We start from the raw sequence: 25962 nt of genomic DNA on the forward strand, positions 1-25962 counted from the left end.
CCCGAACCCCGAACCCCGCAATTAAGCTATTAGTTTCTCCGCAAGGTTGAGTTCCATTGTTGCTTTTAATAAACGGTATAAGTTAATTGATGCGTCTATTTCTTCTTTACGGTTGGTTAAGCTTTCAATATTTAAACCCAGTGGTACACCTAAGTGGGCACAGCTTTTTAAAATTGAGTCGAGGTTTTCGCGACAAATACGCACCGATTCGCTTAATGTATTTTCCGAATCAAGCATGCGCCATTTAGTTGCCTCTGGCACTGAGATACCTAGCCATTGCATAAACTCTAAGGTTTTTTCACCACCACAAGGCGTAAAGGTCAATATAATCCGATTAGGTGTCAGGCCTTGTGCTTTGCATGTGCGCGCATAACTGGTTATTAGATCTATGGTTGCTTGTGCGTTGTACACGGCTTGAGAGATAAAAAACTGACACCCTTGTGCTGTTTTTTCTATTAAGCGTTGGTGCTCGTTGCGCTTATTGGCATGGCGCTCAGCAATGGTTACACCACCTAAAAAGAAGTCTTCAGACTGCTCTGCCAGAGTTTTGTAGGCATTCGGTAAGCTCAGCTTTATATCACCTGCTGATGATGGGCTGCCCACCAACACCACGTTTTTTAAATCGTAGTCATTTTTAGTTTCATCTAACCACGCTTTAAACTCACTCACACCGCGCTGAGCTACACTTTTATAAGTAATTACATCAAGATCAGATAAGCCTCGTAAGAGTTGACTGTACTCGCGCGGATCAACTGTTTGCTTAAATGCAAATGGACGCGCTTGCTCTGTACGGCTGCTTTCATCTTGAATGTCATAAATAATTACGCCGTCATATTCAATTTCGTGTAAACGGCCTAATAACTTTTCGGCAATGACTTTTAATTGCGCTTTATCAGTCCCAATTTTTGGCGGTGTTGTGCCAATTAGGTAAACACCTTGGTTGGTGTCCTGTATTTTTTCTTGAAGTGATAAAGCCATAATCCTCATTCCAGCTTAATTTGTGATGATGGATTTAATATAGCAGCCATTTAGACGTCTAGATAGATTTATTTATTGAAAGTTTCTCAACTAACGTGAATTATTTTCATAGTTAAACCAAGTTACCAGCAATAACTGACACAGTTGTTTACATAATTAATAGGCTTAGGGCTCTTATGTTTAATTACTTTACGGCATACTTAGTTTGGTAAATGTTTTAAAAATTGCTCAATTTAAAAAGGGATAACAATGAAGTTTAAATTATTGGCAACTAGCCTAGCGGTATCGCTGGCCTTAACAGGTTGTGCTATGCAGCAAAGTCAAAACACGCAAACAGCAGCTCAACAAGAACAAGTTAATAAAGCAGATGAGCGTGTTTTTTCACAAGATTACCTAATAGAAGAGCTAGATAACGGCTTGCGCGTTATGGTAGTTAAAACCGATTACCCAGATGTAGTATCGCTACAAATACCTGTATCTGTTGGCTCGCGTAATGAAGTGGAAGCAGGTAAAACTGGTTTTGCTCACTTTTTTGAACACATGATGTTTAAAGGGTCTGAAAAGTTTCCGCAAGATGTGTATTCAGATATTCTAAAAAATTCAGGAGTTGATAACCGCGCCTACACAACTAACGATTACACTAACTACCACTTAAATTTTTCAAAACAGCATCTTGATAAAGTACTTGAGATTGAAGCTGATATTTTTCAAAACTTAAGCTACACCGAAGAACAATTTAGAACCGAAGCGCTTACCGTTAAAGGCGAGTACTTAAAAAATAATGCCAGTCCAATTCGTAAATTATTAAGTGCGGTACGCCAAGAAGCGTTCGATAAACATACCTATAAACACACTACTATGGGCTTTTTTGAAGATATTGAAGCCATGCCAGATCAAATGGCCTACGGTAAAGAATTTTTTGATAAGTTTTATAAGCCTGAATATGTATCGCTTGTGATTGTTGGTGATGTTGATCCAAAAGAGACCATGGCGATGGTTAAAAAACACTGGGGTAACTGGCAAAAAGGCGACTATGTTGCTGATATTCCAAAAGAGCCAACTCAGCAAGCGCCAAAATATGTGCATGAGCAAAACGAGGGATTACCTGGCCATTGGTTACTTGTGTCGTATAAAGGGGCTGCATGGGAGCCTCAGAAAAAAGACAGAGCCGCATTAGATTTACTGTCGCAGCTTTATTTTTCTAGCAATTCAGATATTTACCAAGAGCTGGTAGTAGAAAAGCAAATCGCGAGTCAAATGTTTACCTATAATCCAGAGACAAAAGATCCAGGGTTACTGCATGTATTTGTAAAAGTTGAAAATGCCGATGATTTAGCCACAGTGCGTGATGCTATAAACCGTACCTATGCCAAAGCGCGTACCGAGTTGGTTGATAGCCAAAAACTCAGCGATTTAAAGTCTAATCTTAAATACAGCTTTATAAATGGTTTAGATTCATCGCAAGCAATTGCCTCTACACTTGCCAGCTATATGCATTTTGAGCGCGATCCTGAGGTGATAAACCAACTGTATAAATCAGCAGACAATATCACTAGCGAAGATATTAGAGCCGTTGCAAATAAGTATTTTGTTGATAATGAACGCACCACAATTACTATGTCAGCACTTGATAAAGCCCCTGGTTTTGAACAAGAAAGCGATTTAGATGCCTTGGTCGCTAAGTATCAGCAAGTACCGAGTAAGCCTATTTTTAAGGTGCTGGATAAAACCAATAGCTCGCCGTTAATCGATATTAACTTATTATTTAATACCGGTGCCGCTGCCGATCCGCAGGGTAAAAAAGGCGTAGCGGCTTTAACTGCCGCAATGCTGGCGCAAGGTGGCTCAACCTCAATGAGTTACAAAGATATTAAAAAGGCAATGTATCCGCTGGCGGGTAGCTTTGGTTATCAAATAGATAAAGAAATGCTGTCGTTCCAAGGGCGTATTCATAAAGATAATGCTGCTCAGTGGTATGCCTTAGTGAGTGAGCAGCTGTTAAGCCCAGGCTTTAGAGAAGATGACTTTAAACGTCTGAAAAAAGAAATGATCGATGGCATTAAGTCGGGTTTAAAAGCCTCTAATGATGAAGAGTTGGGTAAAGAAGTGCTCTACAGCGTACTTTATAAAGGTCACCCTTATGAAAGCTATAACTACGGTGACTTATCAGATTTAGAAGCGCTCACTCTTGATGATGTTAAAGCGTTTTATAATGCTGAACTTACACAAGCTAAACTTACTGTGGGTTTAATTGGTGCCGTGCCTGAAAAACTTAAAGCACAAATGTTAACTGACTTAGCGACACTCCCTAAAGGCGAACAAAGCCGCTTAACAATCCCTGATGCGCCAGAGCTTAAAGGTCATCATGCAACGATTGTTGAAAAGTCAGCGCAATCAACGGCTGTATCGTTTGGCTTTCCTATTGATACCATTCGTAGCAGCGACGACTGGACTTCATTGTGGTTAGTGCGCTCGTACTTTGGTGAGCATCGCAGTTCTAACAGTTACTTGTACGAACGTATTCGTCAAACGCGTGGTATGAATTACGGTGATTACGCCTACATTGAATACTTCCCTCGAGGTATGTTTCAAACTAAACCGGATGCAAACTTAGGGCGCTCTGAGCAAATATTCCAGGTGTGGCTGCGTCCACTGCGCTCAAACAACGATGCGCATTTTGCAACCCGTACCGCATTATTTGAACTAGATAAGCTAATTAAAAATGGCATGACTGAGGCTGATTTTGAAGCCACACGTAACTTTTTAATTAACTTTGTGCCACAAATGGTTGCTAGTCAAAATCGCCAGTTAGGTTATTCGCTAGATAGCGAGTTTTATAACACCGATAGTTTTGTAAACTACGTCACAAGCAAACTGAAAACATTGACTGTTGACGATGTAAATCGAGTGATTAAAGATAACCTACAAACTGAGAATATTCACTATGTGTTTGTTACCGGTGATGGTGAAGATATGCAAAAACGTTTAGCAACTATGCAAACCTCACCTATGGTTTACAACACCGATAAGCCTGTCGGGTTAGTGGCTGAAGATAAGGTAATTGCTGATTATAAACTGGCAATTCCTGCAAAAAATATTGAAGTAGTAAAGGTGGATAAAGTATTTCAATAATTTAAGTTTTTAAGTATTAAAAAATGCCCCTGTGCAGTAAGCATTGGGGCATTTTTATATTTTATTAGTTACTTACTAAAAGTACTGAGGCTGCACCAAGGGCAAAACTAATAACAGAGCTAATAATCAAACCTGCAATAAAACTTTTAGATGGACTGTTATTGGCATCATTTTGGTTGTTTTCATCAAGCTTAATAAGCTCACCTTGGCGTACTTCAAATACCGCACATAAGGCCATGGTGGTTTCTTTTGAGGCTGCACCTTCTTTTTCTACTCGTTGAATGGTTCGTAAGCTTACATCGCAGGCATCGGCAAGCTGTTGTTGTATCCAATCGAATGTGTGCCTAAGCGACTTTACCGTTGTAGGGTTTAATTGCATGTTAAAGTTTTCCTACAATTAGCTCTACGACTGTTGCAGTGGTATAGCCAAATACTGCACCACCTAACGCGCAGCCTAGAATAAAAAAGCCGCTTTTTTAGGAGCGCTAGGAAGACTACTTTGAACTTGCTTGGCAAGCACTTCTTGATCTTTGTATAGAGTGCACTCAAGTCGTCCTGTGAGTATATTGAGCATGTCAAATTTCACTTGGTACTGCGAATTTTCAAAATCAAATGTGTGTGAGCTTTTTATATTAACACTGCGCCTGCTGCTAACTAAGTCATCGTTAATATAGACTTCTTCTTTACCTGTAAAGTAGCTTCCAAAACAGGCTATTTGGTTATCGCCATCTTGAAAGTAAAATTTATAGCCTAATTTTTTTGTATTTAATATGTCGTTTTTCATCATCGTTATCCTTGTTGAGTTGATGATGCTAATTTAGCGTTTATTATTATTTTTTACGCCGTCAGCAGTACGCCAGTGGCTATTTTGGCACATGACACACGTGCTGTCATATGTTGTTATTTACTGATTTTTATTAACTTATTTTATTTTTGTATGAATGCTTAAACCTGCCTAGCTGTCATATAGTATGGCTTTGAAAAAGTAGTCTAAAAATGAAATTTAACTAGTTATATATAATAACCAGAACAAATAACGAAGAGATTAACACCTAGGCGCCTAAATCCGTTAGAATTGGCGGTAGGCTCTTTGTAATAACTTAAGGCAGTATTATGCGTCATGAAATTTGGCAACAGCTTCGTAGTGAAGCAAATGAAGTAGTAACTCGTGAACCCCTTTTAGCGAGCCATGTGTATTCGTGTATTTTAAATCATGAGTGCTTAGGGTCGGCATTGAGTTTTATTGTTGCTAACAAGCTAGCTGATGCTGTGGTTTCTGCTTTTACAATCCGTGAGCTGTTTGACCAAGCTTTTGTAAAGTGTGACCGCATGCTGACACATGTTGCTCATGATATTAAAGCGGTAAAAGACCGTGACCCTGCCGCCGAAACCTACCTTACCGTGATTTTAAATTTAAAAGGGTTTCATGCGATACAAGCACACCGATTAGCTAACTGCTTATGGCAACAAAACCGTAAAGAGCTTGCGCGCTTTATTCAAAGCCGTACTTCAGAGGTGTTTGGGGTTGATATTCACCCTGCTTGTAAAGTAGGCCAAGGCATTATGTTTGACCATGCCACCGGTATTGTTATAGGTGAAACCGCCGTAATTGAAGATAATGTATCTATATTACAATCGGTTACATTAGGTGGTACGGGTAACGAGCAAGGCGATCGCCACCCTAAAATCAGAGCGGGCGTACTTATTGGCGCGGGCGCTAAAGTACTGGGTAACATTGAAGTGGGCGAGGGCGCACGTATTGGCGCAGGTTCAGTGGTATTAAGCCCTGTACCACCTCACACAACTGCTGTTGGCGTACCTGCAAAAATTATTGGTCGCCCTGATTGTGAGTGCCCGGCAGAAAGTATGAACCAAAACTTTTTAGAATATCCCGAGCCAGAAAACGAATCGCACACCAGTGCAATGCTTTAATTTTTGAGTACCTAGAAATGATATATAAAAGTAACTTTGTGGCTATGCTGCTCTGTTTTTCTTCAGGCGTGGCGTTAGCAAGTGGTTACTTTTTGTTTTTTAAAGATTCCACTCGTGTTTCCTCAGCGCCCAAACAAGCTGTAATCTCTTCGGCTAACACTCAAGTCAATAATCAGCCAACTACTTTGCAAGGCCTAGTGCAGGTCAATAAAGCCCAAGTGACTGATCAACAAACTCAGCTAGCACAACATGTGGTTGAGCTTAATCAGCGGCTTGAAAAAAAATCAATCCAGCTTAAGCAGTCTCAACAACAGTTAAAGTTAAATCAATCAGAAAGTGTAGAGCTTGATGATGAGCTCGCAATACAGTTTGAACAAGAGGCTGATAATCTCGAATGGAGTTACGAGCTTGAAGTCGCGTTAACTGACTTTTTAATTATTAATGAGTTTGCAGATAGCGCTGAGCTTACAGCGCTAAAGTGTAAGCAAACAATTTGTAAGTTTGAGCTTACCATTAACCAACATGCCGTTAATTATGGAGCTAAATTATGGCGCGAGCTAAACGATAAGCTTCATCTTGAACCTTGGTGGCAGCAATTTAAACTCAGTGCATCTCAATCTAACGATGCCCGTATTGAGTTTACTGTTAGTACGCAAGGCTAGCGCTTAGCAATATGGCTAAGCTTCTACCTTTGAAATAACCTGGCCATCTACTAACTCAGTGATCAACACATCACCCACTTTTACATCTTCCACTGATTTAACCACTTTATTTTGCGCCGTTTTCGTTATGCTGTAACCGCGCGCCAATACATTAAGTGGGCTGACCGAATCAAGCCGACTTGCTTGTAAGGCAAGATTATTATTTGCGTGTTGTAGTTGCTGCTGCATAGCTTGGTGTAACCTTGCATGTAGCTGGGCTAACAGATGGCTTGCTTGTGCGAGCTTTTTATCTGGTGATTGGCGCATTAGTCTGGGTGTTAAATTAGCTAACACGCGTTCTTGCTGATATAAACGCTGACGCATTGCTTGTTGTAGTGCAATACTCAATTCATCTAAGCGTTGTGATTTTTGGTTTAGCTGATTGCGCGGGTGGCATAAATTAAGGCGATGCTGCAATTGTATGGCTAGTGCGCGTTTATCGGCAATGTCGTGTTTAAATGCATTCGCTAAACGATTAATTAACTGATTAACCCTATTATGTAGCTCTTGTGTATTGGGGCTTACGAGCTCTGCGGCTGCAGAAGGGGTTGCGGCGCGAACATCAGCGACATAATCGCTAATTGTGGTATCTATTTCATGGCCAACAGCGCTCACAATAGGCAGCGAGCTTTGATAAATAGCACGAGCAAGTTGTTCATGGTTAAAGCACCATAAATCTTCTAATGAACCACCACCGCGTCCGAGAATGATAACGTCGACTTCATTACGTAAATTTGCCAGCTCTATTTGCTTTATTAAATGGCCATGCGCTTCTTTGCCTTGCACCATCGCAGGGTAAATAACGATTTCTAATTGCGGAGCACGACGTTTTAGTACGGTTAAAATATCTTTAATTGCGGCGCCTGTAGGTGAGGTGATCACCCCTATGCGATTTATGTTTTGGGGCAGGGGCTTTTTATAAGCGGAGCTAAATAAGCCCTCTGCAGCCAAACGCATTTTTAGCGCGTCAAACTCTTGCTTAAGTTGCCCTTCGCCGGCAGGCTCCATATGTTCAACAATAAGCTGGTAGTCACCACGGGGTTCGTACAAAGATACACGTGCTTTAACGGTTACTTGTGCGCCGTTAATTGGTCGGTAACTTTGGTTGCGATTATTGCCTCGCCACATGGCGGCTTTAATTTGCGCTTTATCGTCTTTTAACGAAAAATACCAATGCCCAGAAGCAGGCGCAATAAAGTTAGAAATTTCACCAGTGAGTACTAAAGACGCAAAACCTTGTTCAAGTAGGGCACGTATTTCACGATTAAGGCGAGATACGGTATAAACCGTTTGCGAGGGCTTAGAAAACATAAAAACTACCAAAAAACATTTATAAATCTAGCTTATCATAAATAAATACAAAATATTATTTACTAGTGCCTACAACGCTGTTAAAATTTGGCCGCAATTCCTTATCTTAGATCCACATGTGAGAAGTTGCCAAAATGCTTAGAATCGCTAAAGAAGCTCTTACCTTTGATGACGTACTTTTAGTACCTGGTCATTCTACTGTTTTGCCACACACGGCAAATATTTCAACTCGCTTAACGCGTGGTATCAAACTTAACTTGCCGCTCATTTCAGCATCTATGGATACTGTTACAGAAGCTCGTTTAGCTATTGCACTCGCGCAGGAAGGTGGTCTTGGTTTTATTCATAAAAACATGACCATTGCAGAACAAGCGAAAAATGTTCGTAAAGTTAAAACCTATGAAGCAGGTATTGTTTCATACCCTGTTACAGTAACCGCCGATCTGACTATTGCAGATGCCGTTGAGCTGTCTCAGGAAAAGGGATTCTCAGGTTTTCCGGTCACCGATAGCGAAAATAACCTTGTAGGTATCGTAACTAGTCGTGATATGCGCTTTGAAACTAAGCTTGAACAGCCGGTTTCAACAGTGATGACGAAAAAAGAAAACCTAGTAACGGTTAAAGAGGGAACGGCTCGCGAAGATATCTTAAGCTTAATGCACGAACACCGCATTGAGAAGATTCTTGTGGTTGATGATGCGTTTAAACTTAAAGGCATGATCACCGTAAAAGATTACCAAAAAGCACAAGACAAACCAGATGCATGTAAAGACGAGCAAGGTCGTTTACGTGTAGGTGCTGCGGTAGGTGTTGGCGCAGGTACTGATGAGCGTATTGCTGCATTAGTTGAAGCCGGTGTTGATGTACTACTAATCGATACTTCTCATGGTCACTCTCAAGGTGTTATTGACCGTGTTGCAGCGACTCGTCAAGCTTACCCTGATTTACAAATTGTTGCGGGTAACGTGGCAACTGCCGAAGGTGCTATTGCTCTTGCAGATGCCGGTGTTGATGCTGTTAAAGTAGGTATCGGCCCAGGTTCTATTTGTACTACACGTATTGTTACTGGTTGTGGTGTACCACAAATAACAGCCATTTCTGATGCGGTTGAAGGCCTTAAAGGTCGCGATATTCCAGTAATTGCCGATGGTGGTATTCGTTTTTCTGGTGATATTGTAAAAGCATTGGTTGCCGGTGCATCGTGTGTAATGGTTGGCTCTATGCTAGCGGGTACTGAAGAAGCGCCAGGTGAAGTGGAGCTTTATCAAGGTCGTTACTACAAGTCTTACCGTGGTATGGGTAGCCTAGGTGCGATGGATCAAAAAGAAGGGTCATCAGATCGCTACTTCCAAAAATCAAACCAAGCTGACAAGTTAGTACCAGAAGGTATTGAAGGTCGTGTAGCTTACAAAGGGCCAATTGCAACCATTATTCACCAACAAGTGGGTGGTCTTCGCAGTGCAATGGGCTTAACCGGTTGTGCCACAATCGAAGAGCTAAACACTAAACCACAGTTTGTACGTGTAACTTCTGCTGGTATGGGTGAGTCGCATGTTCATGATGTGCAAATCACTAAAGAAGCACCGAACTACCGTTTAGGCTAATCAGCCTTTAACAACTTGAAAAAAGTGGGCTAACCTTTGTTAGCCCTAATATAGTCACGCAGCTTTAGCTGGTGGCGTTTAGCACCTGACTTTACGAGATACTTCATGAGCAAAGACATTCACGATTCACGAATCCTCATTTTAGATTTTGGTTCACAATACACGCAGTTAATCGCCCGTCGCGTGCGCGAAATTGGTGTTTATTGTGAGCTTTGGGCTTGGGATGTAACCGAAGAGCAAATTCGCGAGTTTAACCCACAAGGTATTATCCTTTCTGGTGGCCCAGAATCAACCACGCTTGAAAATAGCCCGCGTGCTCCTGAGTATGTATTCAATGCAGGCGTTCCAGTACTTGGTATTTGTTACGGCATGCAAACTATGGCAACGCAGCTTGGCGGCAGTGTACATAGTTCAGATAAAAAAGAATTTGGTTACGCACAAGTTGAAAAAGTGGGTAACTGTGCATTATTTGATGCCATTGAAGATCATATTACTGATGGCGGCAATGGCGTACTAGATGTGTGGATGAGCCACGGTGATAAAGTAATGGAAATTCCAGATACGTTTAAAACCACAGCTAAAACATCTACCTGCCCGCATGCGGCAATGTCTAACGAAGAAAAGCGCTTTTACGGTGTACAATTTCACCCAGAAGTAACGCACACGCATCAAGGTCAACGTTTACTAGAGCGTTTTGTTATTGATATTTGTGGTTGTGAAAAATTATGGACGCCGGCAAAAATAATTGATGACGCCATTGAACGTATCAAAGAAACTGTAGGTGACGACGAAGTTATTTTAGGCTTATCAGGCGGTGTAGATTCATCGGTTGTGGCTATGCTTATTCACCGTGCTATTGGTGAGCGACTAACCTGTGTATTTGTTGATAACGGGCTACTTCGTTTAAACGAAGGCCAGCAAGTAATGGACATGTTTGGCAATAAGTTTGGTTTAAACATTGTTAAAGTAGATGCCGAAGACCAATTTTTAAATGACTTAGCAGGTAAATCAGACCCAGAAGATAAGCGTAAAGCCATTGGCCACACGTTTATTAATGTATTTGATGAGCAAGCCAAAAAGCTTAAAAACGCAAAATGGTTAGGTCAAGGTACAATTTACCCTGACGTAATCGAATCAGCAGCTTCAGCGACTGGTAAAGCACACGTAATTAAATCGCACCATAATGTGGGCGGCTTACCAGATGATATGCAAATGGGCTTAGTAGAGCCATTACGTGAGTTATTTAAAGATGAAGTACGTAAAATTGGTTTAGAGCTAGGTTTACCGTACGACATGCTTTACCGTCACCCATTCCCAGGGCCAGGTTTAGGTGTGCGTGTACTTGGCGAAATCAAAAAAGAGTACTGTGATTTACTTCGCCGCGCAGATGCTATCTTCATTGAAGAGCTTCACAAAGCAGAGCTTTATCATAAAGTAAGCCAAGCGTTTACTGTATTCTTACCGGTTAAGTCGGTAGGGGTTATGGGCGATGCACGTAAGTATGATTGGGTTGTTTCACTTCGTTGTGTAGAAACCATCGACTTTATGACTGCGCGTTGGTCACATTTACCGTATGAATTCTTAGGTGTGGTTTCAAACCGTATCATTAACGAAATCGACGGTATCTCTCGTGTTGTTTACGATATTTCAGGTAAACCACCTGCCACTATCGAATGGGAATAATCCTCCTGTTACTGTAATTTCGTAATAACTAACGGCGAATTAGCATGCTAATTCGCCGTTTTGTTTATTTAAAAAGCAAACAAACCAAAAAGTTGATTTTTTACTTTACCTTTGTCAAAAGGTCTTTATAATTCATCGTCATTGCAGGGGCGTAGTTCCAATTGGTAGAACAGCGGTCTCCAAAACCGACGGTTGGGAGTTCGAATCTCTCCGCCCCTGCCATCTCTTCTTTACATTGTTTTGATTACTTCCTATATTATTCTCTTACTAATCCATCGAGTTGTTATGCATTCACGTTACGCATCTGTTTTTGGTATAGAAAAGCTTGAACTTAATCAACACTTTCGCCCAGCTCAAGCTGAGTTGTCAGCGACTTCATCGTTAATACTCTGTGATACATTAAAAAATGATATTGAGCGTGCCTTTGCGCCTGTAACAATAAACTCAATTGTTAAATCGCCAATCATTGAGTTTAGTGAGCAACAATTAGGCCTGCCTGATTCAAACCTAACCTGTGCGCAAAAACGTGCGTTATGGGCTTTAATGAGTGAACACCTTGATACACTTTAAGTCGGTTACCGATGATAATATCAATGAGCTGATGGCCATTGAAAATGCCTGTCATACACACCCTTGGACGTTAAAAACAATGCAGTCGTGTTTGCAGGGCCGCTATTTTAATTTAGCTGCGTTCGATGATGAGCAAATGATAGGCTTTTACATTGGTGAAAAAGCAGGGCCCGATTTTACCTTAATGGACATTTGTGTCGCCCCGAGCTTTCAGGGACAAGGATTTGCTAAGCAGTTATTAACGCAGTTTATAGCGTATGGCGAGCAACATAGTGCCGAAAACTTATTTTTAGAAGTGAGAGAGTCTAATACGCGGGCGATTGCTTTGTATGAACGCGCAGGCTTTACTGAAATGTCTGTGCGTAAAAATTATTACCCCAGCGATGCGCCCAATAAAAATGGCTTTGAAGATGCGATTTTAATGGGCATGGCACTGGGTTTAAATTTTTAATGATTACTTATTAGCGATGGCTTGTTCTATTGCTGTAATGAGTTCTACAACGCGTTTTTCTCTTTGAGTCATATCATTGCCTTTTAAACTTTGCTCAAGCGCTGATGCGCTATGGTAAATATCATCAAAGTTAAAGCAACCAGCACTGCCCTTAATACTGTGGGCAAGTGCGCGTAGTGTTTCGCAATCTTGGTTGTTATAAAGGGTTTTTATCTGCTTTAAGTAATCAGGTAAACTTGCCAAATAATTAGCATTTATTTGCTGAAATTTCTCACTTTTTAATAAGCTATCCCACTTATTTTGATTATCGCGTTCAAGGTGTAAATAGCTGACTAATACATTTTCTAGTGCGTCTTTATCAATGGGTTTACCCAGCGCTTTGTTACAGCCTGCTTTAAGGTAAGTATCTATATCATGGTTCATGACATTTGCGGTCAGGGCGATAATTGGGCCATCGTAGGCGGCATCTCTGAGCATTTTAGTTGCTTCTAAGCCGCCCATAACCGGCATTTGCATATCCATGATTATAAGCTGATAGTCGTTCACTAGTGCCATTTCTACTGCTTGTGCGCCATTATTGGCTATATCAGGCTCTAACCCCCATGTTTGAAGGAGTAATTTTATCAGCAACTGATTATCGGGGTTATCTTCTGCCACTAAAATATGCGCATCAAAGTTATTGGTTGCAAAAGAAAGTTGCGGGTCTTTTTCGGGTGATAGCTGAGAGTGTTCAGTCAAAAAAAGGTTACTACTAAGCCCATTACCTAAATGGCAATCTATATCGATAGTAAAGCAACTACCCACACCCACTTCACTGGTTACGCTGACATCGCCACCGAGCAGTTGAGCCAAATTTTTTGAAATACATAGCCCTAATCCTGTACCACCAAATCGGCGTGTGGTTGTGGCATCAGCTTGTTCAAATGGCGTAAATAATCGACTTATTTGGTTTGCCGACATGCCTATACCGGTGTCTTCAACTATAAATGTAAGAATTTTTGGTGCTTGAAACTTTGCCGTAATTGTTACTTGGCCTTGCTCAGTAAATTTAACTGCGTTACTGGCAATATTAATCAGTATTTGTTTTAAACGAGTAACGTCACTATTTATCGTATGCGGCAAAGGTAGCGAATAATTAATCGTAAATGACAGCTGTTTCTCTTGCGCTAAAGGTTTAATGATTGATTCAACATCATGAATAAGTTGTACAACATTTAACGGCGTTTGCTCAACCGCCAGTTTTTCGGCTTCAATTTTTGAAAGATCGAGAATGTTATTAATAAGCTCTAACAAATGTTTTGAATTACGTAGAATAGTGCCTAAATGATGTTTGTCATTAGTTGCTTTTTCGCTATGCAGTAGTTGCTCTGTAAATCCCATAATAGCTGTAAGCGGAGTGCGAATTTCATGACTCATATTGGCTAAAAAGCGGCTTTTAAGCTGGTTTGCTTGTTCTGCTTGGGCGATGGCGGTTTCAAGCTTACTATTCATTGATTCAAGTGCCTTAGTACGACTCTCTACTTTATCTTCTAAATGATGCTTATATTCTTCTAGTTGCTGCTGATAATGCTTAATTTGGTTAATCATGTGATTAAAGTCGTTAAACAGTATGCCTACCTCATCGGTAGTATAAGCAGGCAGTGTGACTGAGAGGTCGCCATCACCAACGCGATGACTTGCTTCACCTAGTAATTCAATTGGGTTAAGCAGTAAATTGCGTACCACAATAAAAATTAAGATCGGTAGGGTGATCACAGAAATAATTACAATTAGCCCGGTGATGACACTAATTGCTTTACCTGATTGATACAGTACCGCTTTAGGAATGGTCGACACATAATAGTAGCCGCCACTCATTTGGGCTGCAAAAATCAATCGTTCTACTTTATCAACGCTCGAAAACTCAATGGTTGATAAGCTGCCAATATCAGCTAGGTCATTAATTTTATTAAGTTCATACTCACTAACATAGTGGCCACGCATTTTATAATCAGAGCTAAATAAAATTTTACCATCATTGGCGAGTAGTAAATTTAAGGTATTGTTATAAGGGGCTTCTAAAATACTGGTGTTTAAAATCGAAGGTTCGACCTTAAGGACAATAAAACCAAGTTGTCGTGGGCGTTTTAAATAGTAGTCAACGCTGTATATGCGTTGCACAAAATATAAGTTGGTGGTGCCATCTTCTTTTTGCACCATAAACTGCTGCTGGCTTAAATTACTTTGTTTAACTTGATCAAAAAACGGATAAGACTTTGGCGCGACAGTTAAATTACTGGAGTAATAGGCATCACTTTCACCGGTTTTTGAGACTAAATTAATACTAATAATATCAGGGTAGGCTTCACTGTAACTGGCAAATACATCCATTAACGCGCCAAGGCGATAGGTATAGCTGGCGTCTTCAAATAAACCTTTAGCTAAAAAGTCACTTAGTACCGGTGAGGCAGAGAGTAACTTAGCCGTTGCATGAAAAGAGTCTATATAGTTGAATACTTTTTGCTGTTGTTGCTCTACAAAGCGACTCATGATCAAGTCAGCTTGTTTTTGCGTAGAGTTAGTTACATTAGTGAGCGTAAACCCACCTAAAAATAACAACGGCAGTATAACCAGTGGAGTTATATACCATAATAATCGAATACTTAGCTTACTGGTTTTCATTACCCAACATCAAATCCTCCATTTAATCGACCAATAGTATGATTTACAGCACTATTACTCAAGCTTGGTGTTAAGTTAGTGGGCAATTTATAGCGTTATTGTTAATAATCGCTGAAAACACCAAACTTAAAAAAGATCCGTTAATAACTAACCATTGATTGTTTATAGCGCCAAGATCAGCGAAGGTAGTCTTCAATTACGATTAACTTTACGGATAGCGTCACAAGAGCTAATTTGGGTTCTTGTTGGGGTATGTTGCGCTTTCTAGGTTAGCTTGTTTTTAGCCTTGAAAGCTTAGCATACTAAAATACAAATACATCCGTATATCAACAAAAAGAGCCTTTTTAATGGCAGACCAAAATCTCCTTAGCGAAATTAATAAACGCCGTACCTTTGCGATCATCTCGCATCCTGATGCCGCCCAGCCTTTCAACGCATAAAACCACCTTTCATTGCACACCACAATCACATCTCTACGTACTGAATTTAAAGGCTTTTTGTCTTTTTCTCGTTTCTTTGCTTTTCAATGATGTTCAAGCGTAACCTCGGAAAGTGTGTACAAACTTGAGTACAAATTCCGTTTTAGAGGTCTTTGGCGAAAATTCCATGACACAAACCTGGCTGTAGGCCTTGTCGTTACTGGGGTTGACGCGAGTTCTTCTTAGACCTTGCTGTATATGAGCTGAGCGACAAAAGTACTTAGGGAGTTTGATGCGTCAGTTCGCGATTATCAGCGAGAGTATCGCTCTTTTGTCGATGACAAAAATCTCCTTCTACTTATATATAATTATGTATCAGTTTATGGCTTTTGATATGTAATGGCTAATCGAATTTGTGTTATTTGAGTTACTGTGATATGCTTTTGTATATAATTATTCTTAAGTAATGCATTAAGGCGTATCGAAATGAGCTATGTAACAGAGCAGATACTAGAAAGTCTTCGAGAAGCTCGGGTACGAAAGGGGTTTAGCCAGAGAGAGTTAAGTGCTCGTTCGGGGGTGCCTCAAAGCCATATTTCGAAAATCGAGTCTGGCAGTGTTGATTTAAGAATATCCAGTTTGATTGCACTTGCCCGTGTACTAGACCTAGAGCTATTGGTTGCGCCTAAAAAATCTGTACCTGCCATCAAGTCGATCATTCGAAGTGGACAAGGTATTAACGGCATCAGCGACGAGGGTGAGCCAATGTCGCCCGCCTATCAGTTAGAGGAAGACGACGATGACTAACCATGTCTCTACGCTCAACGTTTTGCTTTACGGTGAACCCATTGCAACGATCACCAACGTGGGCAATGACAGAACGATTTTTTCCTTTATGGATTCGTACATTAATGACGAATCACGGCCTGTGTTAGGGCTTGGCTTTAAAGATTCGCTAGGTGGCTTGCTGACTAGCTTCAAACCGACCCAAACCAAGTTAACCCCGTTTTTCTCTAACCTTTTGCCAGAAGAAACCATGCGAAATTACCTGGCAGAGCGTGCCGGTGTAAATCCAGCGCGGGAGTTTTTTCTATTGTGGGTACTGGGACAGGATTTGGCAGGCGCAATCACGGTTGTGCCTGCGGATGGTGAAGCTTTACCACCTAGTGTGCATCAAGACATAGAAGATGAAACGAAAACAGATGAGCCAATGCGTTTTTCATTGGCGGGAGTGCAGTTGAAGTTTTCAGCTGTGCAGCAGGCAAATGGCGGTTTGACGATCCCAGCAACCGGTCAAGGTGGCTCTTGGATTGTAAAATTACCGTCGTCTCGGTTTGAAGCTGTGCCAGAAAATGAATATTCGATGATGGAACTGGCTCGAATGTTGGGAATGGACGTGCCAGAAACGCAGCTACTCCCCATTAATCGGATTGCTAATATCCCCAATGGCATTGGCAAATTTGGTGACAGTGCGTTTGTGATTAAGCGTTTTGACCGTGCAGATGGTCAAGCTGTTCACATTGAAGACTTTGCGCAAGTGTTTGGTGTTTATCCTCAAGATAAATACAAAAAAGCCAGTATGCGCAATATTGCTCATGTTATCGGTATTGAAGGGCAAGACGAAGACATTGCTGAATTTACTCGCCGATTGGTGTTCAATACTCTAATTGGTAATGCTGATATGCATTTGAAGAATTGGTCTGTGATCTACAAAGATAAGCGCACCGCGTCTATTGCACCTGCTTATGACTTTGTTTCAACCATTCCTTATATCCCCGATGATAGTGCATCGCTTAAGGTGAGCCGTAGCAAGAAATTCAGCGATTTCACGTTGGATGAATTATCACACTTCGCGGCTAAAGCCATGTTACCAGAAAAGTTGGTGTTAGATACCGCAAAGCAAACCGTAGCAGGCTTCCATGAGATATGGGCGAAAGAAAAAGCGCATTTACCCCTCACTAAGACAGTGATTGAAGCCATCGAAACGCACTTACGAAGCATACCGCTACGTTGAATTACTAGTAGCTAAAGCATACATATCGATAAAGATGGTTTAACTTTATGCGATTTTACGGCGCTTTTCGCCGTAAACTGGAAATTTGGTAAACCGCACAATGATACCGGTGTCTTGATAAGGCTGATCTTCTGAACAAATCATGCATCTTTCTGACCATCAACAAGTGATGAATCAGGCGATGATAGCTTTACATTGATTTTCAGGAGAATGCAGATGACAGCAGTAGCGCACCAGGTAACCCCTTTTCTAACATCTTACGAAGTGATGGCTCAATAGTGGTATCAAAGCCGTTTGTGGCAAGCTCTTCTTGTCCGTTCGCGAAAAACAAGTAAGTTCAGGGCTTGGCAGGCGCATTTGATGTGAATCCTGTTCCGACGATTCAGAACATGGCAGCATGTTGGTAGCAAAATGCACTTTGTTATGATTCCTGGTGACTAAATGAAGACATTGGTTACGGTTTTTGCAGTAAAGTGAGCTAATGTAGTATTCGCACTTTATGAATATTACTTATGTGCCATTAGCGGCCACTCAATCTTGACACCAAGTGATTAAAAACCAATCGAATACGTGGTGGTACTGGACCACGTTGAGGGCGATAAATATATAAATCCCAAGGCACAGGCTCGGCCTCTTCTAACACTCTCACCAGTTTCTCTTGGCGTAATAAGTCTTGGACCAAAAAGTCAGGAATTTGAGCAAACCCCAGTCCATTTTGTATAGCCATTAATTCAGCTTCGGTGTCGGCACTTCGAAAACGTGTTATGGATGGGGTCCACTGTCTGTCCATGGAAAAAATCCATGGCCAAAGCTTTCCCGTATTGCGATCGACTAACCCTGTAGCCGGCAAGTGGTTTAGATCTTCAATAGACGCAGGCTTTCCCACTTTATTTATTAACTCACGCGAAGCCACGACATACATATTAATTTTGGTGAGCTGGCGGGCAATAAATCGGCTATCTCTCATGAAGCCGATACGAATCCCAATATCTATTTTTTCGTCAACTACATCCACGCGCTCGTCACTGAGTGTCAGGTCTATATCCAGTTGAGGATGTATTGTTGAGAGTTCCAGTAATACTGGCATTAAGCATTTATGACCAAAACCAACAGGCGCTGCTATACGAACCCGCCCTTGTAATTCATTACCCGAGTTAGGGGCGCTTGTTTGAAACAATTCATCTACAGCGCGCAGGCGTTCTTTTGCTATCACAGCAAATTTTTCTCCAACTAGGGTCACTTGTATGTGTCGAGTATTTCGATGAAATAAAAGCTCCCCTTGCAATCGCTCTAACTCCTTCACTGCTCGTGTCACTGCCTGAGGAGAAATTCCCAGACGGTTAGCCGTTTCTTTAAAGCTGCTGGACTCAGCAGCAGTACAAAATATCCGGAGCATTTCTAATCTGTTAAGCATCACAGTCACATTCAGTTTTGATATGAATACATTAATACTATTCCATTTTTAGGAATTGTGAAATTAAAACTTTTCCATTTATTAATTTCTGAAGGTAAGTAATAATTTGTTTGATATTTAGACAGAGTCATTCATTCAACTGATTTGAGGATATTAACTATGAGCAGTGTTTTAGCAAACAACATCAGCAGTAAAGTCGTTGTTATCACCGGTGGTAGCAGCGGTTTAGGCGAAACAACAGCAAGATATCTGGCTAGTCTTGGTGCGTCAGTAGTGTTAGGTGCCCGACGTATCGAGAAGCTTGAAGCTATTGCTGCTGACATTCGCTCAGCAGGCGGAAAAGTTGCGGTTCAAGCGACAGATGTGACTAGCCAGGACGAAGTGAAGGCCCTTGTAAATCTTGCACAAGAGCGCTTCGGTAAAGTTGATGTGGTTATCAATAATGCAGGGTTAATGGCGATTGCACCGTTAGCTGAGATTCGAGTTGACGAATGGGATCGCATGATTGACATCAACGTTAAAGGTCTGCTGTATGGAGTAGCCGCAGCGCTTCCTATTTTTCAGGCTCAGGGAACAGGCCACTTTATCAATATTTCATCCGTAGCGGGTGTCAAAGTATTCAGTCCCGGCGGCACGGTTTATAGCGGAACCAAATTCGCTGTTCGCGCTATTGCCGAAGGCTTACGCCATGAAGTTGGGGGTAAAATTCGTTCAACAATCATTTCACCAGGTGCAATCGAATCTGATTTAAAACATGGAAGCTCAGATACTCAGGGTGCAGCCTTTGTAAAAGATTTTTATCAGCAAAATGAAATTCCATCTGACTCTGTTGCTCGTGCTATCGCATACGCAATTGAGCAGCCTGCGGATGTGGATATAAACGAGATTGTTCTGCGCCCAACTGTTCAAGAGTTTTAATTCGTTTAATAAAAGACCTATTAACCAGCGGGTGATTTAACCACCCGCTGAATATTCAGTTTGTGAGGTTATTGATGACAGCGTTAAACAGACAAATGCGTGCTTTGGTATTAGATAGCTATGAAGAGGGTACAGTATTCCGGGATGCCCTGATTAACTTACCCTCTCCATCAGCAGGTCAGGTGCAAGTAAAAATATTTGCAAGTGGCGTCAATCCTATTGATTACAAGATCCGCCAAGGTATCGCTCCTTATGCCATGCCGGAATTACCCGCAGTACTTGGCACCGATTTAGCTGGAGAAATTGTTGCTATCGGCGACGGCGTCACCGACTTTGCAGTAGGCGATGCAGTTTATGGTCTGACTGGCGGAGTGCGAGGATTGCAAGGATCATTGGCTGAATATGCCAACGTAGATGCTGAGTTACTTGCTCTCAAACCGAAAAATTTGTCCATGCGTGAAGCTGCGGCTTTACCTCTGGTTACACTTACCGCTTGGGAAGGTTTGGTTGACAAGGCGAATGTTAAAGCGGGCCAGAAAGTCCTTATCCAAGGTGGAGCTGGCGGAGTTGGGCATGTAGCTGTGCAAATTGCTAAGGCCTTAGGTGCCGACGTTTATGCCACTGCATCGACTGGAAAACAAGAACTGGTCAAGGCGCTTGGTGCCACGCCGATTGATTATCACACTGTAAGCCCTGCTGACTACGTGGACGCATACACCCAAGGCAAAGGATTCGATATCATTTACGACACTGTCGGTGGCTCTGTACTCGATGCCTCATTAGATATCATTGCACATTATGGACATATTTTAAGTTGTGCTGCATTCAGCTCACATAACTTGGCACCGTCGTCATTACGCTCTGCAACATTGTCAGCGATTTTTGTGTTACACCCACAGCTCAGCGGAGAGGGGCGCAAACATCATGGTGACATTCTGCGGAAAATTACGGCTCTAGTTGAAGCTGGACAAATTAAGCCAATACTCGATCCGTTACGCTTCTCCCTTGACACGGCAATGGATGCACATAATGCTGTAGAGTTGGGGTCCATGGGTAAAGTAGTTATTGATGTAATTGCTTAAAAAATCATTGTTGTAATTACTTAAAAAGTCATAGTTGAGGATGCATATGAGCCCAAGAAAACTAATTCGAACTGTTCGTTTCCATGAACTAGGTGGCCCCGAGGTATTAACTATTGACTCGCTGGCGAGTCCAAGTTTGCAGGCCACTGATGTACGTATTGCGGTCAAAGTTGTTGGGCTCAATCGTGCTGATGCCATGTTTAGGCGAGGCAGCTATATAGAAAAGGCTGACTTCCCTTCACGAATCGGCTATGAAGCATCCGGGATAGTCATTGAAGTCGGGGAAGAGGTAAATCATTTACGCCTTGGGGACGAGGTTTGTATTGTCCCTCAGATGGGGCTTTCTCAGAATGGCTGCTACGCAGAAGAGATTGTCGTACCAAGTGAATATGTAGCACTCAAACCAGCAGGGCTAACCTTTGCTGAAGGTGCAGCAGCTTGGATGCAGTACCTGACAGTTTATGGCGCTTTGGTCGAAATTGCTAACGTGCAAAAAGGCGATGCAGTACTGATAACCGCCGCATCGAGCAGTGTTGGATTGGCTGCGATTCAAATTGTGAATGCTTTAGGGGGTATCCCTATCGCTACAACTCAAACAGGAGCTAAAAAGGCTGCTGTGCTCAATGCTGGCGCGGCCCATGTGATTGCAACCCAAGAAGAACCGCTGCTGGATAGCTTGATAAGCATCTTGGGAGAAAACAATTTAAAAATCGCATTTGATGCTGTCGGTGGGCCGCAGATAGCTGAAATTGCTGAAGCAATGAGCCCTGAAGGAACAATAATAGTACACGGAGCATTAAGTCCCGAAACAACTCCTTTTCCCTTAAAAATAGCACTTCGTAAAAGCCTGACAGTTAGGGGATATGTGTTTACTGAAGTTATAAAAGACATAGAGCGTTTTCGCAGAGCAAAGCAATTTATCCAGTCGGGTTTATCCAAGGGAACACTCAAGCCTGTCATCGATCGCAGCTTTAAATTTGAAGAGATAGTAGCAGCGCATCATTATCTGGAGTCAAATCAGCAGATTGGTAAAATAGTGGTCGAACTTGATTAACAGTTCGTAGCTTCCGCTAGTCTCTCAACTCAGTCAGTACCTGATAATAATTAGCGTGGGCTTTGTTGCGGAAATCGAATGAACTAAATCAGAATCTTACGATCAGATCAGGGACATTCATTTTGATTGCACGTGTTACGCAGATGCATGCCCATTATTACGCGACAGTGGCTGATTTTGGTCGGGAATTTGCATGTTCAGTGGCGAGTAGCATGGCGGAATTTATTGAAAGGCTTGATAACCCAAGCAATGAGATTTGGACTATCAAACGGGACGATAAAATTCTAGCTTCTGTACGAAAGTCAGGGCTTTGCATTGGTGGAAGAGAAGCTAGGCTCACAAAGGGGTATAGAAGTCTTGGAGCAACGCTTCACCAGGTGCCTATAAACGTGAATAAATATTTAAGGAGTCTCAATGACAGCTACAAAAGAAGAAGTTATCGCTTTCATGAAATCGGAGTTTCCACAAAGCAAATGCGTTGTGGAAGCAGTGGGCAACGGTGGAGCGACTGTATCTCATCATGTAGGTCAGGATGAATTACGTCCTGGCGGAACGGTTTCGGGGCCTGTTTTAATGAGTGTGGCTGATGTGGCACTTTATGTGGCGATACTTGGTAAAATTGGCATCGTGCCATTGGCAGTAACAACTAGCCTTAACATCAACTTCTTACGTAAGCCATCGGCAAATGAGCGAATCATTGCGGAATGTTCTCTGATAAAAGTCGGCTGTACTCTCGTGGTTGGGGAGGTTTCTCTGTACTCTGAGGGGGTGAGTGATTTAGTAGCACATGTTGTGGGTACATACTCTATACCGCCCTATACATCGGAACGAAGTGAGAATATTAAAAACAATTAACTCTCTGAAAGCTTGACTCCGCTTAAAAGATTATTGTTGAGAATGCATAAGAGCCCAAGAAAACTAATTCGAACTGTTCGTTTCCATGAACTAGGTGGCCCCGAGGTATTAACTATTGACTCGCTGGCGAGTCCAAGTTTGCAGGCCACTGATGTACGTATTGCGGTCAAAGTTGTTGGGCTCAATCGTGCTGATGCCATGTTTAGGCGAGGCCACTATAGAAAAGGCCGACTTCCCTTTGCGAATCGGCTATGAAGCATCCGGGATAGTCATTGAAGTCGGGGAAGAGGTAAATCATTTACGCCTTGGGGAAGAGGTTTGTATTGTCCCTCAGATGGGGCTTTCTCAGAATGGCTGCTACGCAGAAGAGATTGTCGTACCAAGTGAATATGTAGCACTCAAACCAGCAGGGCTAACCTTTGCTGAAGGCGCAGCAGCTTGGATGCAGTACCTGACAGTTTATGGCGCTTTTGGGGAGCATGAGTGCTGTCGGTCATTGTGCCGATATATTTTTTTATATCGAGCGGTTTCATAATCTAAGAACATGTTGAACACTTCCATACCGTCACCTGTTACAATAATAACTGTTACAAGATCGAGTGTTACAGTTTAAACTGTAGATTGGGCAACAGTTAAAATTGTTGAAAGGCTACAGTTTTATTTGTAGAATACGGGCTTATGAAAACTTTATCCGAACGACTAAACCATGCCTTGCAGCTTACTGGGGTGACTCAGTCTGAGTTGGCTCGTCGCATTGGTATCAAACAGCAGTCGATCAGCCAGATTTGCTCTGGTAAATCGGCTAGGTCTCGTTACACCATGCAGATCGCGGAGGCGCTTCGCGTGAATGCTCATTGGCTCGCCACAGGTGATGGCGAGATTGGCTTGGGGGTCGGTAATGTAGAAGTTGGGCCTGACATTAAGGGAAGAATTCCTCTCATTAACTGGGTTCAGGCCGGTGATTGGACTGAAATAGCGGAGGGATTTGCCCATGAAGATGCTGAAGAGTGGCGTGAAGTCACTGGAAAAGCACATGAGGGTTGTTTCGCACTTCGCGTAAAAGGCGACAGTATGGAAAGTCCAAGCGGGAAAAAATCCATACCTGAGGGGGCAGTGATCGTTGTTGATCCTGAGTTACCTTGCACTTCAGGTTCATTGGTTGTTGCGCGTTTGGATGATTCGAAAGAAGCAACCTTTAAGCAGTTGGTCATTGACGGTGAACAGAAGTACCTAAAACCTTTGAACCCCCAATACCCTGCAATACCGATCAACGGCAACTGCACTATCATTGGTGTAGTACGACAAGCTATCATCGATTTTTGGTAGCGAAGGAATTTGTGGTTTAGCCACAGTTGTTCATGAGCTGAAGAAGCAACGATTGCAAACAGCTACAACTGAGCATTGGCGCACGCTGAGAGTAAATGGTAACCGATTAGATAACCATTGATTGTTTATAAAGTCAAGGTCAGCGAAAATAGTGGCCAATTACGATTAACACGACGGATTTGACAAGCGAAGAACTGAAAGAGAGTACTTCCAAAAGTGTGTACAAATCCGTGTACAAACTAAAAGAATTTATACATGGCAAACCAAGATTTTCTTAATGAAATCAATAAGCGAAGGACCTTTGCTATCATCTCGCACCCGGATGCTGGTAAAACAACCATCACCGAAAAAGTACTTTTGTTCGGACAAGCGATTCAAAAAGCCGGTACTGTAAAAGGCCGTGGCTCTAATCAACATGCAAAGTCTGACTGGATGGAAATGGAAAAAGAGCGTGGTATATCGGTTACTACCTCTGTAATGCAGTTTCCATATAACAATGCGCTAGTTAATTTACTTGATACCCCTGGGCACGAGGACTTCTCAGAAGATACCTACCGTACATTGACCGCGGTAGACTCGTGTTTAATGGTTATCGATGCCGCCAAAGGTGTAGAAGACCGTACCCGTAAACTAATGGAAGTTACCCGTCTACGAACCACGCCTATTGTTACCTTTATGAATAAGTGTGACCGTGATATTCGTGACCCAATGGAGCTATTAGATGAAGTAGAAACAGAGCTAAATATTGCTTGTGCGCCTATTACGTGGCCAATTGGTTGTGGTAAAGAGTTTAAAGGTGTTTACCACATTCATAATGACGAGGCGATTTTATACAAAACAGGCCAAGGTCATACTATTCAAGAAGTACGTACAGTTAAAGGCCTTGACAACCCAGAGCTTGATACTGCCATTGGTGAAGAGCTCGCTGAACAATTACGTGAAGAACTGGAGCTAGTAATAGGTGCCTCTAACGAGTTTGATCTTGAGCTGTTTTTAGCGGGTGAGTTATCGCCTGTGTACTTTGGTACAGCCCTTGGTAACTTTGGTGTAGACCATGTACTTGATGGTTTAACGCAGTGGGCACCAACACCATTGCCGCGCGAAACAGATGATCGCCAAGTTGTTGCAACAGAAGAAAATTTTACCGGCTTTGTGTTTAAAATTCAGGCCAATATGGACCCTAAACACCGCGACCGTATTGCCTTCATGCGTATCGTATCAGGTAAATACAGCCAAGGCATGAAAATGAATCATGTGCGTATTGGTAAGCAAATAAGCATTTCTGATGCGGTAACCTTTATGGCGGGCGATCGTGAGCGCGCAGCTGATGCATTCGCGGGCGACATTATTGGTTTACACAACCACGGCACAATCCAAATTGGTGATACCTTTACGCAAGGCGAAAAGCTAAAATTTAGTGGCATTCCTAACTTTGCCCCTGAGCTATTTCGTCGTATTCGATTAAAAGATCCGCTCAAACAAAAGCAGTTATTAAAGGGCTTAGTACAGCTATCTGAAGAGGGCGCAGTTCAGGTATTTAGACCACTTATTAATAACGATTTGATAGTGGGTGCGGTAGGTGTGCTTCAGTTTGACGTGGTTGTAGCGCGTTTAAAAGCAGAGTACAACGTAGATGCAATTTATGAAGGCGTAAACGTAAATACTGCGCGTTGGGTACACTGTGATGATGTTAAAAAGTTTGAAGAGTTTAAACGCAGGTGCGAAAGCAACCTAGCACTCGATGGTGGCGATAACCTAACTTACATAGCGCCGAGCCGTGTAAACCTTAACCTATCGGTAGAACGTTACCCAGACGTAACATTTAGCCATACGCGCGAAAACTAGAATTGACTGACT

General features: G+C 42.1%; 20 protein-coding genes, 1 tRNA gene and 2 pseudogenes. 17 read left to right on the forward strand and 6 right to left on the reverse strand.

Annotation, left to right across the window (positions count from 1 at the left end):
- Positions 1–21: 21 nt before the first annotated feature.
- Positions 22–978 carry a methylenetetrahydrofolate reductase gene (locus CWC30_RS11725; protein WP_008110265.1) on the reverse strand — a complete coding sequence of 319 codons (957 nt, stop codon included), beginning with the start codon at positions 976–978 and terminating at the stop codon, positions 22–24.
- Between the two features lie 249 nt (positions 979–1227).
- Between CWC30_RS11725 and CWC30_RS11730 the strand changes: the two genes are divergently transcribed.
- The gene (locus CWC30_RS11730) at positions 1228–4110 is read left to right on the forward strand and encodes a M16 family metallopeptidase (protein WP_138627170.1); all 2883 of its coding nucleotides are present in this window, start codon (positions 1228–1230) and stop codon (positions 4108–4110) included.
- Positions 4111–4174: 64 nt separating this feature from the next.
- Here the strand turns inward: CWC30_RS11730 and CWC30_RS11735 are convergent, their stop codons facing one another.
- Together CWC30_RS11735 and CWC30_RS11740 are read right to left on the reverse strand one after the other, a co-directional pair.
- Positions 4175–4489 (reverse strand): helix-turn-helix transcriptional regulator, encoded by a 315-nt coding sequence (locus CWC30_RS11735; RefSeq protein ID WP_138627171.1) that lies wholly within the window; start codon positions 4487–4489, stop codon positions 4175–4177.
- A gap of 1 nt (position 4490) precedes the next feature.
- Positions 4491–4897, reverse strand: a pseudogene (locus tag CWC30_RS11740) (hypothetical protein).
- 326 nt (positions 4898–5223) lie between these two features.
- Here CWC30_RS11740 and cysE point away from each other — a divergent pair.
- Positions 5224–6042 carry a serine O-acetyltransferase gene (cysE, locus tag CWC30_RS11745; protein ID WP_010387694.1) on the forward strand — a complete coding sequence of 273 codons (819 nt, stop codon included), beginning with the start codon at positions 5224–5226 and terminating at the stop codon, positions 6040–6042.
- A 17-nt stretch (positions 6043–6059) separates the two neighbouring features.
- On the forward strand, positions 6060–6704 hold the full coding sequence (locus CWC30_RS11750) for a hypothetical protein (protein ID WP_138627172.1): 645 nt from the start codon (positions 6060–6062) through the stop codon (positions 6702–6704).
- Positions 6705–6719: 15 nt separating this feature from the next.
- Here CWC30_RS11750 and xseA read toward each other — a convergent pair whose 3' ends face one another.
- Positions 6720–8054: an exodeoxyribonuclease VII large subunit gene (gene xseA, locus CWC30_RS11755; protein WP_138627173.1), complete on the reverse strand. Its 1335-nt coding sequence runs from the start codon at positions 8052–8054 to the stop codon at positions 6720–6722.
- A 134-nt stretch (positions 8055–8188) separates the two neighbouring features.
- Between xseA and guaB the strand changes: the two genes are divergently transcribed.
- From guaB to rimI, 5 genes are all read left to right on the forward strand, one after another.
- A complete protein-coding gene (guaB, locus tag CWC30_RS11760; RefSeq protein WP_008110278.1) occupies positions 8189–9658 on the forward strand; it encodes an IMP dehydrogenase in 1470 nt (489 codons plus the stop codon).
- A gap of 105 nt (positions 9659–9763) precedes the next feature.
- Complete coding sequence (guaA, locus tag CWC30_RS11765) at positions 9764–11341, forward strand: glutamine-hydrolyzing GMP synthase (protein ID WP_036981535.1); 1578 nt, start codon at positions 9764–9766, stop codon at positions 11339–11341.
- Positions 11342–11486: 145 nt separating this feature from the next.
- Positions 11487–11563: transfer RNA gene (locus CWC30_RS11770), tRNA-Trp, on the forward strand.
- Positions 11564–11626: 63 nt separating this feature from the next.
- Complete coding sequence (locus CWC30_RS11775; RefSeq protein ID WP_138627174.1) at positions 11627–11911, forward strand: hypothetical protein; 285 nt, start codon at positions 11627–11629, stop codon at positions 11909–11911.
- Positions 11898–12362 carry a ribosomal protein S18-alanine N-acetyltransferase gene (gene rimI / locus CWC30_RS11780; RefSeq protein ID WP_171034711.1) on the forward strand — a complete coding sequence of 155 codons (465 nt, stop codon included), beginning with the start codon at positions 11898–11900 and terminating at the stop codon, positions 12360–12362. The genes CWC30_RS11775 and rimI overlap by 14 nt, the downstream gene beginning before the upstream one ends.
- Positions 12363–12365: 3 nt before the next feature.
- Here rimI and CWC30_RS11785 read toward each other — a convergent pair whose 3' ends face one another.
- Positions 12366–15023 (reverse strand): ATP-binding protein, encoded by a 2658-nt coding sequence (locus CWC30_RS11785; protein ID WP_138627175.1) that lies wholly within the window; start codon positions 15021–15023, stop codon positions 12366–12368.
- A gap of 905 nt (positions 15024–15928) precedes the next feature.
- Between CWC30_RS11785 and CWC30_RS11795 the strand changes: the two genes are divergently transcribed.
- The gene (locus tag CWC30_RS11795; protein ID WP_000122829.1) at positions 15929–16249 is read left to right on the forward strand and encodes a helix-turn-helix domain-containing protein; all 321 of its coding nucleotides are present in this window, start codon (positions 15929–15931) and stop codon (positions 16247–16249) included.
- The gene (locus CWC30_RS11800) at positions 16242–17456 is read left to right on the forward strand and encodes a type II toxin-antitoxin system HipA family toxin (RefSeq protein ID WP_138627176.1); all 1215 of its coding nucleotides are present in this window, start codon (positions 16242–16244) and stop codon (positions 17454–17456) included. Before CWC30_RS11795 ends, CWC30_RS11800 begins: the two co-directional genes overlap by 8 nt.
- Before the next feature lie 520 nt (positions 17457–17976).
- Here the strand turns inward: CWC30_RS11800 and CWC30_RS11810 are convergent.
- Positions 17977–18870 carry a LysR family transcriptional regulator gene (locus tag CWC30_RS11810; RefSeq protein WP_138627177.1) on the reverse strand — a complete coding sequence of 298 codons (894 nt, stop codon included), beginning with the start codon at positions 18868–18870 and terminating at the stop codon, positions 17977–17979.
- A gap of 159 nt (positions 18871–19029) precedes the next feature.
- Between CWC30_RS11810 and CWC30_RS11815 the strand changes: the two genes are divergently transcribed.
- From CWC30_RS11815 to prfC, 7 genes and pseudogenes are all read left to right on the forward strand, one after another.
- Positions 19030–19788 carry an SDR family oxidoreductase gene (locus CWC30_RS11815; protein ID WP_138627178.1) on the forward strand — a complete coding sequence of 253 codons (759 nt, stop codon included), beginning with the start codon at positions 19030–19032 and terminating at the stop codon, positions 19786–19788.
- 74 nt (positions 19789–19862) lie between these two features.
- On the forward strand, positions 19863–20870 hold the full coding sequence (locus CWC30_RS11820; protein WP_138627179.1) for a zinc-dependent alcohol dehydrogenase family protein: 1008 nt from the start codon (positions 19863–19865) through the stop codon (positions 20868–20870).
- A 46-nt stretch (positions 20871–20916) separates the two neighbouring features.
- Positions 20917–21924, forward strand: a complete 1008-nt coding sequence (locus CWC30_RS11825) for a zinc-dependent alcohol dehydrogenase family protein (protein ID WP_138627180.1) — start codon at positions 20917–20919, stop codon at positions 21922–21924.
- A gap of 414 nt (positions 21925–22338) precedes the next feature.
- Positions 22339–22779 carry a PaaI family thioesterase gene (locus tag CWC30_RS11830; protein WP_138627181.1) on the forward strand — a complete coding sequence of 147 codons (441 nt, stop codon included), beginning with the start codon at positions 22339–22341 and terminating at the stop codon, positions 22777–22779.
- A 42-nt stretch (positions 22780–22821) separates the two neighbouring features.
- Positions 22822–23257: pseudogene (locus tag CWC30_RS19145) on the forward strand (alcohol dehydrogenase catalytic domain-containing protein); the annotation flags it as partial.
- A gap of 200 nt (positions 23258–23457) precedes the next feature.
- Entirely contained in the window at positions 23458–24105 is a 648-nt protein-coding gene (locus CWC30_RS11840; protein ID WP_069440049.1) for a LexA family protein, read from the forward strand.
- Between the two features lie 255 nt (positions 24106–24360).
- A complete protein-coding gene (gene prfC / locus CWC30_RS11845) occupies positions 24361–25950 on the forward strand; it encodes a peptide chain release factor 3 (protein ID WP_138627182.1) in 1590 nt (529 codons plus the stop codon).
- The last annotated feature ends 12 nt before the right edge of the window (positions 25951–25962 follow it).

It is taken from the genome of Pseudoalteromonas sp. S4741, assembly GCF_005886135.1.
Taxonomy (GTDB): domain Bacteria; phylum Pseudomonadota; class Gammaproteobacteria; order Enterobacterales; family Alteromonadaceae; genus Pseudoalteromonas; species Pseudoalteromonas tetraodonis.